Here is a 14,831-nt window from a genome sequence, read left to right on the forward strand (position 1 = left end):
CTTACAGAACAAATATACGGAGGCCGATTGTGCAAACGATCGCGGTCAAGCTTCATGGCATTGAAGACGTCATCTCCTTTCTCGACACGCGCCCCGGTATCGCGGGCAGGGCGGGACTCGTCTGGTGGCTGTCGCTCGGCGGGCTGTTTCTCGACGCATTTTCCAACTCGGCATTGAGCGCCGGCCTCGGGCCGATGACGCACGAATTGCATCTGTCGGCCGCGCAGGTCGCGTGGATGACGTCGTTTGCGTCGTGGGTCGCGATCGCGTTCAACCCGATCGGCGGCTGGATGGCCGACCGGTGGGGGCGCGTGCGGCCACTGATCGCCGCGAAGCTGCTGTCGGTGATCGGTGCGCTGCTGGTGGTATTCGCACCGGATTTCAACACGATTCTCGCTGGCCGCTTCTTCGTCGGGATGGCGTACGGGATCGATTTCGCGATCGCGATGGCGATGCTCGCGGAATTCACGCCGGGCCGCCTGAAGAGCCGGCTCAATACGTGGCAGGGCATGTGGTACACGGCCGTCTGCCTGAACCTGCTGCTCGCGCTGCTGTTTCACGCATGGCAGGTCGGCGATTCGATCTGGCGTTACTCGGTGGCGGCCACCGCGGTGTTCGGCGCTGCGATCCTCGCGCTGCAATGCGCATTCCTCGTCGAAAGCCCGATCTGGCTCGCGCGCAAGGAGCGTCTCGACGACGCGGCCCGCGCGATGACGCGCATCTACGGGCAGGCATTCGTTGCCGCGCCCGCGCATGAACGCACGCCGATCGTCAATCCGGCGACGCGCGGCTTCGCGAACGTGCTGCTGATCTTTCGCGGTGTCTACCTGCCACGCACGGTCCTGGCCGCGACCGTCCAGATCGGTCAATCGATCGAGTATTTCGCGATCGGCTGGTATTTGCCGCTGATCAGTGCCGCGCTGTTCGGCAAGGACTTCGTCTACGCGACGCTCGGCGCGCTCGTGTTCAACCTGTTCGGGATCGTCGGCGGCTTTTCGTCGTCGACGGTCGGCCGCCGGGTCGGCCTGCGGCGCGCGTCCGCGATCGGCTTCGCGGCGGTGTGCGCGATGCTGGTCGTGCTCGGGCTGTTCCATGCGCGCATGCCGCTGTGGCTGTCGGTGGTCGTGCCGTCGCTGTTCATCCTGTTCCACTCGGCCGGCCCCGGCGCGAACGGCAAGAGCCTGTCGTCGCTGTCGTTTCGCGGCGAGCTGCGCGCGGGTGCGAACGGCATCGTCGGCGCGCTCGGCTCGATCGGCGCGGCGCTCGGCCTGCTGGTCTTCCCGCTGTTTCGTGCGCGCTACGGCCTCGAACACACGTTCCTGATTCTGGCGATCGTGCCGTGCGTCGCGAGTGCGATCTGCTTTGCGATCCGCTGGGATCCGACGCGCACGACGATCAATCCCGACAACGAACCCGACGCGCCGCACTTCGGCGACGATGCACGCGTCACGTCGGCCTACCTGAACCCCGCCATCGAGAAAACGCCGCGATGACCGATTCCCGAAACGTCATTCTCGCCATCGACGAAGGCACGTCCGGCACACGTGCCGCGCTTGTCGACGCGAGTGGGCACGTGTCGTGCCTTGAATACCTGCCGCTGTCGGTCGACAGCCCGCGGCCGGGCGTCGTCGAGCAGGATGCGAATGCCATCCTCGACAAGACGCTCGCGGTCTGCCGCGCCACGCTCGCGCAAGCGCAGCGACTGGGCGTACGCGTCGTCGCGCTGGCGCTCGCGACGCAGCGCGCGACGGCCGTGCTGTGGGATACGCGGACCGGGCGCGCGCTCGTGCCCGCGATGGTCTGGCAGGACACGCGTCATGCCACCGAGCTCGACCGTCTCGCGGCCGACTGGGATCGCGTGCTCGTGCCGCAGGTCGGCCGGCCGGCAGGCGTGCGTTCGCCGTATCTGTGGGCCGTGCACCAGATGCGTACGTCGCAGGCCGTTGCCGATGCGCATCGCGCCGGCTGTCTCGCGTTCGGCACGATCGATACGTGGCTGCTGTGGCACCTGTCGGATGCGCGCGAGTGCGTGACGACACCGACCAACGCCACCTCCGCCAGCGCGTACCTGCTCGGCGAGCATCGCTATTTCGAATCGTGGCTCGACGCGCTGGGCTTTCCGCACGCGTTGTTGCCCGCGCTGCGCGAGGATGCCGACGCGTTCGGCCGTACGCGCGAAGACCTGCTCGGTATCGACGTGCCGATCCTCGCGTGTGCGGGCGACCAGTTCGCGGGCGCCGTCGGTCTCGGCTGCGTCGAGCGCGGCCAGGCGATGTGCGTGCACGGCACCGGCAGCTTCGTCGACTTGCTGACCGGCACGGCGCGCCCGGACGCCGGATCGCACGCGCAACCCGGGCACGCGCACGACGGCACGCTGGCGATGACGGCGCGGCGGCATGGCGGCGTGTCGCATTACTCGCTCGAAACCTTCGTCGCGACGACCGGCTCGGCGTTGCGCTGGGTCTGCGAAAAACTGCGCTGGTTCGACGATCCCGCGCAGATCAGCGCGCTGGCCGGCACGGTGCAATCGGCGCGCGGCGTGACGTTCGTGCCGGCGCTCACCGGCCTGCGCGTGCCGCGGATGGAGCCGAACGCGCGTGCACTGCTGTCGGGCATCTCGATCGCGACGACGCAGGCCGAGGTGGCGTACGCAGTGCTCGAAGGCATCGCGCATTCGGTCGCGTCGTGCATGGAGGCCAACCAGGCCGTCGCGCGGGCCGACGTCTCGGAGCTGATCGTCGGCGGCGGCCTCGCGGGCAGCGACACGCTGCTGCAGATCCAGGCCGACGTGAGCGGTGTACCCGTGCGGCGGATGCGCGAAGGCGATCGCGCGAGCCTGCGCGGCGCGGCGTTTCTCGCGGGTGCGTCGGGGCTGCTGTGGGATTCGCTCGACGCGGCCCGCGCGACGCTCGTCACCGACGCCGTTTTCGAACCCTCGATCGACGCGGACAGCCGGCAGCGCCGGCGCGCGGCCTGGCATGCGCGGATCGCATCCGAGCTCGCGCATGCGGCCGATTTCGCTCATGCGTGAGCACGGAGAACGACCAGCATGATGTTTTTGCCATCCAGAAAACCCCAGACGGACCGGGCCGGCATGACGGGCACCGAGCCGCTGCGCGTGAACCGCGACGACCACCTGGCGCGACTCGAGACGGACACGTTCGACGTGCTGATCGTCGGGGGCGGCGTGACGGGCGCGTATGCGGCGTTCGACGCGAGCCTGCGCGGGCTGCGCGTCGCGCTCGTCGAGAAGAGCGATTTCGCATCGGGCACGTCGTCGAAATCGTCGAAGATGGTGCACGGCGGGCTGCGCTACATCGAACAGGGCAATCTCGGGCTCGTGCGTCATTCGCTGCTCGAGCGGCAGCGGCTGCGGCGCAACGCCCGCCATCTCGTGCAGCGGCTGCCGTTCCTGTTCCCGGTGATGGAGCGCGAAGGCGTGTTCGACGCGCGTCTCGCGAAAGCCTTCGAAAGCCTGCTGTGGACCTACGACATCGCCGGCGGCTGGCGCGAGGGCATCCTGCACCAGAAGCTGACGAAGGCCGAGGTCCTCTCGCATTGCCCGACCTTCAACGAAACGTACCTGACCGGCGGCTTCCTGTACTTCGATGCGCGCGTCGACGATGCGCGCCTGACGCTGAACCTCGTGCGCACGGCCGCGTTTCACGGTGCGGCCGTGGCGAACCATGCGCGCGTGGTCGAGCTGACGCGCGATGGCCACGGCAAGGTCGACGGCGCGATCGTGCATGCCGACGGCCGCGAGCGGCGCGTGCGTGCGCGCGTGGTCGTGATGGCGACGGGCGTCTGGCTGCGCGACTGGACCGGCGCGCGCAAGGGCGACACGGCCGCGTTGCAGGTGCGGCCCGCGAAGGGCGTGCACGTCGCGATCCCGTGGCTGAAGATCCGCAACGACTGCACGGTGACGATCCCCGTGCCGGGCCGCAACCGCCGTGCGACGATCACGCGCTGGGGCAACGTGTCGTATCTCGGCACGACCGACGAAGACTACGACGGCGATCTCGACGACGTGCATTGCACGCGGCAGGAACTCGATTTCCTGCTCGAAGGCGCGCGTTCCGCGTTGAAAGTCGACCTGAATGCGGACGACGTGGTGGGCAGCATCGCCGGCTGCCGGCCGCTCGTCGGGCCGCCCGGCGGCAAGACGATCGAGATGAAGCGCAATCACGAGATCCACGTCGCGCCCGACGGGCTCGTGACGATCGTCGGCGGCAAGCTGACGACGTCGCGGCACATGGCCGAGCAGACGATCGATACGGTCGGCAAGCTGCTCGGCCGCCGCACGCGCTGCCGCACGAAATCGGCATACCTGCTCGGCGCGGCCGGCTATGACCCGCAGGCGATCGTCGCCTCGGGCGGGCTCGCCGCGCATCTCGGCGAACGCTACGGCACCGAGGCGCGCTTCGTCGGCGACCTCGCCGATGCGGCGCCGTCGCTGCTCGCGCCGATCGTCGAAGGGTTGCCTTACAGCGAAGCGGAAGTGCTCTACGCGGTGCGTCACGAATTCGCGCGCAGCGTCGATGACGTGCTGTCGCGGCGCACCCGCGCGCGGCTGATGGCGCGCGATGCGTCAGCGCGCGCGGCACCGCGCGTCGGAGCAATCCTCAAGGCGGAGCTCGGCCTGTCCGATGCGGCCGTCGCCAGCCAGGTGCGCGACTACGTCGCCGCCGTCGCCCTCGAAAAATCCATCCTCATGGGAGATAACGGATGATCAGCAAGGAAGCCATCAAGCGCGGCTACAACCGCGGCAACTACGTCGTCGGCGCGCACACGCCGCCGCCATACTCGCTGAACCTGCCGGCGGCAGGCAGCGCGCCGGTCGAGGCCGGCATGCAGCGGGCCCCGGTCACGGTGTCGCCGCAGCAGGTCGATGCGCTGCGGGCGGTGGCCGACGAGGTGCTGGCGCAGCCGGCCGACGTCATCGCGTGGACGCGCGACTGGTGGGCCGCGTCGATGGTCGCCGAGACGGGTGGCCGGCCGGCGACGCCGCACGCGGTCGTCGTGCGCGTGTCGACGGTCGAGCAGGTGCAGGCCGTAATGCGCATCGCGCATGCGGCGACGATTCCGGTGACGGCGTCGGCCGGCCGCAGCAACGTGACGGGCGCGGCGCTGCCGGTGCGCGGCGGCATCGTGCTCGATGTGTGCGGGCTGAACCGGCTGATCGGCGTCGACACCGAGAGCCAGATCGTCGACGTCGAGGCGGGGATGTTCGGCGACGTGTTCGAGGAAACGCTGCAGCGCGAACACGGGCTGACGATGGGGCACTGGCCGTCGTCGTTCGGGATCAGCACGGTGGGCGGCTGGATCGCGTGCCGCGGTGCGGGGCAGCTGTCGACGCGCTACGGCAAGATCGAGGACATGGTGTTCGGGATGGACGTGGTACTCGCGGACGGCAGCCTGGTCACGCTCGGCGGCCATTCACGCGCGGCGGTCGGCCCGGATCTGCAGCAACTGTTCATCGGCAGCGAAGGCACGCTCGGCATCATCGTGCGCGCGCGCCTGAAGCTGCATCGGCTGCCCGACTACGGCCGCGCGATCGCGTACGGCTTCGACACGTTCGCGGCCGGCCTCGACGCGTGCCGCGAGATCCTGCAGCGCGGCGCGAACCCGGCCGCACTGCGGCTCTACGACGAACTGGAAAGCGGCGTGCAGTTCGGCCTGCCCGATACGAACGTGCTGTTGATCGCCGACGAAGGCACGCAGGAGATCGTCGACGCGGTGATGGCGGTCAGCGCGCGCACCTGCGAGGAAAGCGGACGCAGGCTCGACGGCGACGCGATCTTCGAGAAGTGGCTCGACACGCGCTACCTGACCGGCAAGAGCGCGGAAGGCTTCAAGCGCAGCCCGGGCTTCGTCGCCGACACGCTGGAGATGTGCGGCCGCTGGCGCGACCTCGCGGCGATCTATCGCGACGTGGTGGCCGCGCTGCAGGCCGTGCCCGGAACGCTGGCCGGATCCGCGCACCAGTCGCATGCCTACGCGGACGGCGCGTGCCTGTATTTCTCGTTGCGCGGCGATGTCGCGGTGGCCGAGCGGGCCGCGTGGTACCGCGCGGCGTGGGACGCGGCGAACGCGGTGCTGATCCAATACAATGCGACGTTGAGTCATCACCACGGCGTCGGGCTGCTGCGTTCGCCGTACCTGCGCGATTCGCTGGGCTCGGCATTCCCGGTGCTGCAGACGGTGAAGCGCGCGCTCGATCCGAAACATATTCTCAACCCCGGCAAGCTCGGCCTCGGCGACGAGACCGGCCCGCGAGTCGACCGGTAAACGCCATGGACAAGTCGCTGGGCGCGCGCCTCGCCCGTCATCCCGTCATCGCCACGCTGTACGGCGTCGAGCAGGCGGACAGCTTCATCGACAGTGCGGCCGAGGTCGGCATCGTCGCGAACGTCGATCTGCGCCGGCTGCAGGCGGTGGTCGTGGCGCTCGCCCGGGCCGGCAAGGTCGTGATCGTCAACATCGACAGTTGCGACGGGCTGTCGCAAGACAAGGGCGGCGTCGAATATCTGGCCGATATCGGCGTCGCGAGCCTCGTCTCCACGCGCGTCGCGACGATCCAGCGTGCGAACCGCGCAGGGCTGATCACGATGCAGAAGGTATTCGTGACCGACCGCTCGACCTGGCCGCGCAGTGTAAAGGCGATCGAGCAGAGCGATCCGAACCTCGTGCAGCTGATGCCGGCGCCGATGCTCGCGCACCTGAGCGAGGCCGACCGGCAGGCGTTGCCGCCGATCGTCGCGTCGGGCTTCGTCGGCAACGCGGAAGACGTGCGCAGCGCGAGGCGGCACGGTGCAGTCGCGGTGTCGACGAGCGACAGCGCATGGTGGAATTTTGACCCGTCGTCGTGACGGCCCCCCTCGAACCCGGAGCGCAACATGAACGAACCTTACCTGCAGGTCATCGCGCATTTCCACGCCAAGCCCGGCAACGGCGACCGCGTGGTCGCATTGCTCGCGGAGCTCGCGCCCCTGACGCGCGCCGAGCCGAAGAATCTCGACTACGCGTATTTCCGGTCGCCGGAGGACCCCGACCACATCGTGATCCTCGAACGCTACCGCGACGCGGACGGCCTCGACGTGCATCGGGAAACGCCGCATTTCCAGCGGATCGGGTTCGGCGCGATCATTCCGTTGCTCGATCGCCGCGAAGTGTCCAGCTACATGGTGCAGCCGGGCACCGGCACGGCGACGCCTCCGGGAGGCGCCCGATGAACCCGTTTCAATTCCGTACCGTTCCGACGCAGGTCGTCGAATTCGGCGCCGCGCGCCAGCTCGGTGCATGGTTGCGCGAACGCTTTCCGGCGCTCGTGCGGCTCTGTGTCGTCACCGACGCGTTCCTGCATCGCAGCGGCGTACTCGCGCCCGCGCTGGAGAGCCTCGCTGCGCACGGCTGGCAGGTCACCGTGATCGACGACGTGATCGCCGATCCGCCCGAACACGTGGTGCTGGAAGCGACCGAGAGGGCCGTCGCGGCCGATGCGGAGATCGTGCTCGGCCTGGGCGGCGGATCGTCGATGGACGTCGCGAAGCTGATCGCGGTGCTCGCGCCGGGGCAGCAGGCGCTGGCCGACATGTACGGCGTCGACAAGGTCACGAGCGCGCAGCTGCCGCTCGTGCAGATGCCGACGACGGCCGGCACCGGCTCCGAAGTGACTGCCGTGTCGATCGTCACGGTCGGCGAGGCGCGCAAGATGGGCGTCGTGTCGCCGCACCTGTTCGCGGACGTCGCGATCCTCGACGCCGAACTGACGCTCGGCCTGCCGCGTGCGGCCACGGCCGCGACGGGCATCGACGCGATGGTGCATGCGATCGAGGCCTACACGTCCGCGCGGCTGAAGAACCCCATATCCGACATGCTGGCCGTGCACGCGCTGACGCTGCTGTCGCGCAACCTGCTCACGGCGTGCGACGACGGCCGGAACCGTCACGCGCGCGAGGCGATGCTGGTCGGCGCGATGTTCGCGGGGCAGGCGTTCGCGAATGCACCGGTCGCGGCCGTGCACGCGCTGGCCTATCCGGTCGGCGGGATCTTCCATGTGCCGCACGGGCTGTCGAATGCGCTCGTGCTGCCGCACGTGCTGCGTTTCAACGCGCCGGCCGCCGCGCCGCTGTATGCGGAACTCGCGGCGATCGTCGCGCCGTCGGCGACGGGCAGCGACGAAGCGCGCACGCACGCGCTGATCGCCGAGATCGACCGGCTGATCGTCGCGACGGGCATTCCGCGCACGCTGCGCGAGGTCGGCATCGGGGAAGGCGACCTGCCGAGGATGGCGTCGGATGCGATGCTGCAGACGCGCCTGCTCGTGAACAATCCGCGCGAGGTGACGGAGGCCGACGCGCTGGAGATCTACCGGCAGGCGTGGTGAGGCGGCAGGCGCGTCGCGCCGCCCGTCATGCATTCACGATGCGCTCGCGGCCTGCCGCGCGGGCCATGCCGCGATGCATGCGCATGCGAGCGCCACGGCCACGAGCCCGCATCCGGCCCACGGCGTGACGCGCAGCGCGTCGCGTTCGACGAGCACGCCGCCGAGCGCCGAGCCGAGTGCGACACCCGCATGCATGGCCGACACGTTGATGCCGACGCTTGCATCGGCCAGTGACGGCGCGGTGTGGATCAGGTAGTTCTGCACGATCGGCGAGATCGACCAGCTGATGCCGCCCCACAGCATCATCGCGGGTATGAACGCGAGCGGCGATATACCGGCCGCCGGCAGCACGGCCATCGCGACGAGAAACACGGCCGGGCATGCCCACAGCGCGCGCGACGCGCCGAGCCGGTCCGAGAAGAGTCCGCCCAGCCATGCGCCGGTCACGCCGGCGATCCCGAACGCGACGTACAACCCTTCGAGCGCGGCCGCGCCGGGTGACAGCACGGCCTGCAGATACGGCGTGAGATACGCGAACAGCGTGAAATGTCCGCCGATCATCGCGATGGAGACGAGTTGCGCGGCCATCAGCCGCGGGTGCGCGAGCACCGCGCGATATGACGGCGTGCCTGCTGCATCCGCGGCAGCGATGACAGCGGACGGCGCCATGCGCGGCAATCGCCGGCCAAGCCAGATCGCGAGCGGCAGCGCAGGCACCGCGATCGACACGAACACCGCGCGCCAGCCGGCCCAGTCGGCGATCCGCATCCCGATCGGCACGCCGAGCACGAGCGAGGCGCTGATGCCCATGAACACGATGCCGATCGCGCGGCCGCGTTGCGACGCCGGCGCGAGCTCGGCCGCGAATCGCGTCGCGACGAGGATCAGCGTCGCGCAGCTCGCGGCCATCAGCACGCGTGCGGCAAACAGGCTCGCATAGCCGGGGCTGGTCGCGGCGCCCAGGTTCGCGGCCGCGAACACGCCGAGCGACGCGAGCAGTGCGGTGCGCCTCTCGATACGCGCGACGCAGGCCGCCGCGACGAGCGCGGCCAGCGCGAAGACGGCGGAGAAGATCGTGGTGAGCTGGCTGGCGGCGGCGATCGACACGTGCAGGCCGGCGGCGATCGCCGGCAGGATGCCGACGCAGATGTTTTCGGCGACACCGGCCAGGAACACGGCGGCGGCCAGCAGATAGATGCGAACGTCCAACGGAACCCCTCCTGTACGCGCGACGTGGCAGCGCCGGGCAGGGGGCGGGCCGCATCGGAACGAATCGACGGATGGGTTTCGAGGCGAGGCTTCGGTTATCCCGGAAAGCAGGACGGTACCGCACGGTCAGGCGGTGCGCAAGTGTGGATGCTTGCACCCGCGCCGGTGCCTGTGCCGTGCTGCAGCCCGGTAGAAACGCCGAGCATGCCCGCCAGGCCGCCGTTACGCGGTAGACGCGTCGGCACCGGCCGCCACCACGTACGCCGAAGCCTGCTTCGTGCCGTCCGGCCGCGTTTGCAGATAGACGCCCTGGATTTCCGGCTCGAAACCCGGCAGCGCGTTGATCCCGGCTTCGAGCGCACGGAAGTAGTCGAGCGCCGGGCCGCCCCACCGTTCGCCGGGCACCACGCAGAAGATGCCGGGCGGATAGGGCAGCGCGCCTTCCGTCGCGATCCGGCCTTCGATGCGATCGAGCGTGACGAGCTCGACGTTGTTGCGGATCAGCTCGGCGTTCGCGGCCTGCGGCAGCATCGCCTGCTTCGGGAACTGCGCACGCCGGAACATCAGCTTCTGCAGATGCTTCATGTCGTGACTGCGATAGAAGTCGTGCATCCGCTGGCACAGCTGCCGCAGGCGCATGTTGCCGTACAGCTCAGGATATGCTTCGCACAGCGATGGAATCGCTTCGCGCAGCGGCGTGTCCTGGTCGAGATGGCGTTCGAACTGCGCGAGATGCGCGACCAGATGCTGCAGCTTGCCGAAACTTTCGGAAGGCGTGAGCAGGAACAGGATCGTGTACAGGTCGGCCTTCTCGGGCACGACGCCGTGCTCGCGCAGGTAGCGCGCCAGGATCGGCGCCGGCGCACCGAAAGCCGCGTATTCATGCGTGTCGCGATCGATGCCGGGCGTCGTCAGCAGCAGCTTGCACGGGTCGACGAAATACTGGTCGTCCGCATAGCCTTCGAAGCCGTGCCACGTGTCGGCCGGATGAAAGCGGAAGAAGCGCAGGTCGTCGACGATCTGCTCGGTCGGGTAGTCGGCCCACGGGCGGCCGTCGATAGTCTGGGGAACGAACGGTCGGATCTGGCGGCAGGTCTTCAGCAGCAGCTTGCGCGCGTCGACGCCATGCGCGACGCAGTCGCGCCACAGGCGCTTGCCGGCCGGGCCCGCATGCATCTGCGCGTTGACGTCGAGCGCGGCGAACATCGGGTAGAACGGGCTCGTCGACGCATGGATCATGTACGCGTTGTTGAAGCGCCGGTGATCGCAGAAGCGCTTCTGGCCTTCGATGTGGCTGTCCTTCTTGTGGATCTGCGACGTCTGCGAGAAACCGGCCTGCTGCTTGTGCACCGACTGCGTGACGAAGATGCCGGGATCGTCGGGGCCGAGCGTGAGCATCAGCGGCGAGCAGTCCTGCATCATCGGGATGAACTGCTCGTAGCCGACCCACGCCGAATCGAACAGGATGTAGTCGCACAGATGCCCGATCCGGTCGACGATCTCGCGCGCATTGTAGATCGTGCCGTCGTAGGTGCCGAGCTGGATCACCGCGAGCCGGAACGGGCGCGGCAGGCCGGCGCGCTCCGGTGCGACGTCGCGGATCGCGTCGCGAATGCGCGTTTCGTCGAGCGCCGCGCTGTCGACGCCGCCGATGAGGCCCCACGCGTTGCGCGCGGTCTCGAGGTAGACCGGCCGCGCGCCCGACAGCACGAGCGCGCCGAGGTGCACCGACTTGTGGTTGTTGCGATCGAACAGCACGAGATCGTCGGGCGCGAGCAACGCGCTCGTGACGACCTTGTTCGACGTCGATGTGCCGTTCAGCACGAAGTACGTCTTGTCTGCGTTGTAGATCCGCGCGGCATTGCGCTGCGCTTCCAGCGCGGGGCCTTCGTGGATCAGCAGGTCGCCGAGCCGGACATCGGCGTTGCAGAGGTCGGCGCGAAAGATCGTCTCGCCGAAGAAGTCGAAGAACATCCGGCCGAGCGGGTGATTCGAGAAAAACTGCCCGCCCTGGTGGCCGGGGCAGTCGAATTCGACATAGCCGCGCTGCACGTATTCGCGCATCACCTTGAAGAACGGCGGCAGCAGGTTCTCGCTGTAGATGTCTGCGGCGGCGGAGATCTGCCGGCCGTAGTAGTGGCGTCCGCCGTGGCGGAGCTGGATCACGCCGCTCGCGCTCGGCAGGATCGACGGCGGCACTTCCTGGTCGGGCTCGACCGCGACGAAAAACGGAATCGCGAATCCGGTTCTTTCGACGGTTTCAAGCACCTGTTGCGCCGAATCGATTCCGACGACGATGGCCGCGATATTCGTGAAATCGGTCTGGAATACGTCGACCTGTTCGTGCGTGGTGAGGAAGGCGCCAATCAGCGCCGGCTCGACTGCGATTTTCAACAGGCTCACGCGAACTCTCCCGTCAATGTGCGGAAAACGAGAGCCGCATTCGCACGGGCGCACAATCCGCGTCATCCGACACGCGCTGCAGCCGATTGAAACGCTCCCGCGAATGCTGAATGCCGAATGGCGCGCCGCACGAAGAAGCCTTGCGCGGCGCGGCGCAGCCGCCGCCGGTCAATGCACGGCGCAGCCGATCGTAGCAACAAAACCCGGCGAATTCAATCGACCGGAATCGCCAATCCGATTGGTGGGCGAAACCGCTCCAATAATCGGGAATCGGCGTGCTGCAATGCACATCAAAATGAACCGATTGTGAAAGGCGATTTGAAAACGTTCGACCGTTTCGCCGATTCGTCTGCTTTTCATCAAAAGGCATCTATGGCATAGTCGGCTCCGAATTGGATGGCGAATCAAACCGGATTTGCGAGCGTCTCATGCCGCTGCCCGTGGCCTGCTGTCCGCGTGCTCGTGAGACGAATTGAACCCAACGAAGCATCGGAACAACGAGGGCAGCAACATGAATACGTCCGTCGGTGGCATTCGTCGTCTCGGCATGCGCGCGTTATTGGTCGATGACGAGATCACGCAGGAAACCGCGACCGGGCGTGCGGTCCGCACGCTGAGCGCGGAGCTCGTGCAGCGCGATATCGACGTGCTCACGGCCACCTCGGCCGACGACGCGATCATGCTGATCCGTTCCGATCCGTCGATCCAGTGCGTGCTGCTCGACTGGGATCTCGGCGTGGACGGCCACGGGCCGTCCGAGGCCGTGGTCGATGCGATCCGGCATCGCAACGCCAACGTGCCGATCTTCCTGCTGGCCGACCGCAGCGTCGCATCGTCGGTGCCGTCCAGGGTGATGGGGCAGGTCGACGATTTCGTGTGGCTGCTCGAGGACACGGCCGACTTCATCGGCGGGCGCATCCATGCGGCGATCGAACGCTATCGCGCCACCGTGTTGCCGCCGATGTTCGGCGCGCTCGCGAAATTCTCGCGCGTCTATGAATACTCATGGCATACGCCCGGCCACACGGGCGGCACGGGCTTCCTCAAATCGCCGGTCGGCCGCGCGTTCTTCGAATACTTCGGTGAAGCGCTGTTCCGTTCCGACCTGTCGATCTCGGTCGGCGAGCTCGGCTCGCTGCTCGACCACTCGGGCCCGATCGGCGAAAGCGAGCGCTACGCGGCGCGCGTGTTCGGCGCGCATCGCACGTATCACGTGACGAACGGCTCGTCGACGTCGAACCGCATCATCCTGATGGCGAGCGTGAGCCGCGACCAGATCGCGCTGTGCGACCGCAACTGCCACAAGTCGGCCGAGCACGCGATGACGATGTCGGGCGCGATCCCGACCTACCTCGTGCCGACCCGTAACCGCTACGGGATCATCGGGCCGATCGCGTCGGAGCGCCTCACGCAGGCGGCGATCCGCGAGGCGATCACGTCGAACCCGCTGACGGCCGGGCTCGCCGACCGCCAGCCGAAGCACGCGATCGTCACGAACTCGACGTACGACGGCCTGTGCTACAACGTCGCGCGCGTCGAGGAGTTGCTCGGCGCGAGCGTCGATCGGCTGCATTTCGACGAAGCGTGGTACGGCTACGCGCGTTTCAACCCGATCTACCGCGATCGCCATGCGATGCACGGCGACCCGCGCGACCATCGTGCGGACCGCCCCACGGTGTTCGCGACGCAGTCGACGCACAAGCTGCTGACCGCGCTGTCGCAGGCGTCGTACATCCACGTGCGCGACGGCCGCAACCCGATTCCGCATGGCCAGTTCAACGAAACATTCATGATGCACGCGTCGACGTCGCCGAACTACGCGATCATCGCGTCGAACGACGTCGCGGCCGCGATGATGGACGGCCCCGGCGGCGCGGCGCTCACGCACGAGTCGATCGAGGAGGCCGTCGCGTTCCGGCAGATGATCGCGCGGATGAACAGCGAGTTCGGCGCGAAGGGCGACTGGTTCTTCGAGTGCTGGCAGCCCGACACCGTGCTCGAGACGCGCACCGGCCGCACGCTGCCGTTCCACGACGCGTCGCCCGAGCTGCTCGCGAGCGACCCGTCGTGCTGGGTGCTGCGCCCCGGCGCGCAATGGCACGGCTTCGGCAATATCGAGGACGGCTACTGCATGCTCGATCCGATCAAGGTGTCGATCGTCACGCCGGGCGTCGCGCCGGCCGGCGGCCTGATGCCGGTCGGCATTCCGGCGAGCGTCGTGACCGCGTATCTCGATGCGCGCGGGATCGTCGTCGAGAAAACCACCGACTTCACGATCCTGTTCCTGTTCTCGATCGGCATCACGAAGGGCAAGTGGGGCTCGCTCGTCAGCGCGCTGTGCGACTTCAAGCGCGACTACGACGCGAACCTGCCGCTCGACATGGCGATTCCGTCGCTCGCGAAGGCGCATGGCTCGCGCTATGCGGGCATGGGGCTGAAGGACCTGGCCGACACGATGTTCGCGGCGATGGAGCAGCTCGGCACGACGCGGTTGATGTCGGAGGCGTTCTCGATCCTGCCGAAGCCGGAGATGAGCCCGGTGCGCGCGTACGAGCATCTGGTGCAGGGCCGCGTCGAGCAGGTCACGCTCGAGGAACTGGCCGGACGCACGGTCGCCACCGGCGTCGTGCCGTATCCGCCGGGCATTCCGCTGTTGATGCCGGGCGAGAACGCGGGGCCGGCGGACGGCCCGGTGCTCGGTTACCTGAAGGCGCTCGAAGCGTACGACCGGCGCTTCCCGGGCTTCGCGCACGATACGCACGGCGTGGAAGTCGAGGACGGCACGTACCGCGTGTATTGCCTGACGGCCTGAACGCGCGACCGGCCACGCAAC

At 68.1% G+C, this 14,831-nt stretch carries 11 protein-coding genes; 8 read left to right on the forward strand and 3 right to left on the reverse strand.

Annotation, left to right across the window (positions count from 1 at the left end):
* Positions 1–29: 29 nt before the first annotated feature.
* The 7 genes from QZM35_RS03530 to QZM35_RS03560 are packed head-to-tail and all read left to right on the forward strand — an operon-like array spanning position 30 to position 8,386.
* A complete protein-coding gene (locus tag QZM35_RS03530; RefSeq protein WP_301775395.1) occupies positions 30–1,493 on the forward strand; it encodes a nitrate/nitrite transporter in 1,464 nt (487 codons plus the stop codon).
* Positions 1,490–3,031, forward strand: a complete 1,542-nt coding sequence (locus QZM35_RS03535; protein ID WP_301775396.1) for an FGGY family carbohydrate kinase — start codon at positions 1,490–1,492, stop codon at positions 3,029–3,031. The genes QZM35_RS03530 and QZM35_RS03535 overlap by 4 nt, the downstream gene beginning before the upstream one ends.
* An 18-nt stretch (positions 3,032–3,049) precedes the next feature.
* Positions 3,050–4,729 carry a glycerol-3-phosphate dehydrogenase/oxidase gene (locus QZM35_RS03540; protein WP_089427906.1) on the forward strand — a complete coding sequence of 560 codons (1,680 nt, stop codon included), beginning with the start codon at positions 3,050–3,052 and terminating at the stop codon, positions 4,727–4,729.
* Positions 4,726–6,288 (forward strand): FAD-binding oxidoreductase, encoded by a 1,563-nt coding sequence (locus tag QZM35_RS03545; RefSeq protein ID WP_301775397.1) that lies wholly within the window; start codon positions 4,726–4,728, stop codon positions 6,286–6,288. Before QZM35_RS03540 ends, QZM35_RS03545 begins: the two co-directional genes overlap by 4 nt.
* A 5-nt stretch (positions 6,289–6,293) precedes the next feature.
* Positions 6,294–6,869, forward strand: a complete 576-nt coding sequence (locus QZM35_RS03550; RefSeq protein ID WP_301775398.1) for a glycerol-3-phosphate responsive antiterminator — start codon at positions 6,294–6,296, stop codon at positions 6,867–6,869.
* Between the two features lie 27 nt (positions 6,870–6,896).
* Positions 6,897–7,232 carry a putative quinol monooxygenase gene (locus QZM35_RS03555; protein WP_089427904.1) on the forward strand — a complete coding sequence of 112 codons (336 nt, stop codon included), beginning with the start codon at positions 6,897–6,899 and terminating at the stop codon, positions 7,230–7,232.
* Positions 7,229–8,386 (forward strand): iron-containing alcohol dehydrogenase, encoded by a 1,158-nt coding sequence (locus tag QZM35_RS03560; RefSeq protein ID WP_301775399.1) that lies wholly within the window; start codon positions 7,229–7,231, stop codon positions 8,384–8,386. Before QZM35_RS03555 ends, QZM35_RS03560 begins: the two co-directional genes overlap by 4 nt.
* A gap of 33 nt (positions 8,387–8,419) precedes the next feature.
* On the opposite strand, the gene QZM35_RS03565 is transcribed toward QZM35_RS03560, so the two are convergent.
* The 3 genes from QZM35_RS03565 to QZM35_RS03575 all read right to left on the reverse strand — a co-directional run bounded on the left by QZM35_RS03565 (position 8,420) and on the right by QZM35_RS03575 (position 12,368).
* Complete coding sequence (locus QZM35_RS03565; RefSeq protein WP_301775400.1) at positions 8,420–9,595, reverse strand: MFS transporter; 1,176 nt, start codon at positions 9,593–9,595, stop codon at positions 8,420–8,422.
* Between the two features lie 222 nt (positions 9,596–9,817).
* A complete protein-coding gene (locus tag QZM35_RS03570; protein WP_089432422.1) occupies positions 9,818–11,998 on the reverse strand; it encodes an ornithine decarboxylase in 2,181 nt (726 codons plus the stop codon).
* 13 nt (positions 11,999–12,011) lie between these two features.
* Positions 12,012–12,368 (reverse strand): hypothetical protein, encoded by a 357-nt coding sequence (locus QZM35_RS03575; RefSeq protein ID WP_174971894.1) that lies wholly within the window; start codon positions 12,366–12,368, stop codon positions 12,012–12,014.
* A gap of 141 nt (positions 12,369–12,509) precedes the next feature.
* On the opposite strand from QZM35_RS03575, the gene QZM35_RS03580 reads away from it, so the two are divergent.
* Entirely contained in the window at positions 12,510–14,810 is a 2,301-nt protein-coding gene (locus QZM35_RS03580) for an Orn/Lys/Arg decarboxylase N-terminal domain-containing protein (protein WP_089427899.1), read from the forward strand.
* Positions 14,811–14,831 lie beyond the last annotated feature (21 nt).

The sequence above is a fragment of the Burkholderia sp. AU45274 genome, assembly GCF_030482505.1.
GTDB lineage: Bacteria > Pseudomonadota > Gammaproteobacteria > Burkholderiales > Burkholderiaceae > Burkholderia.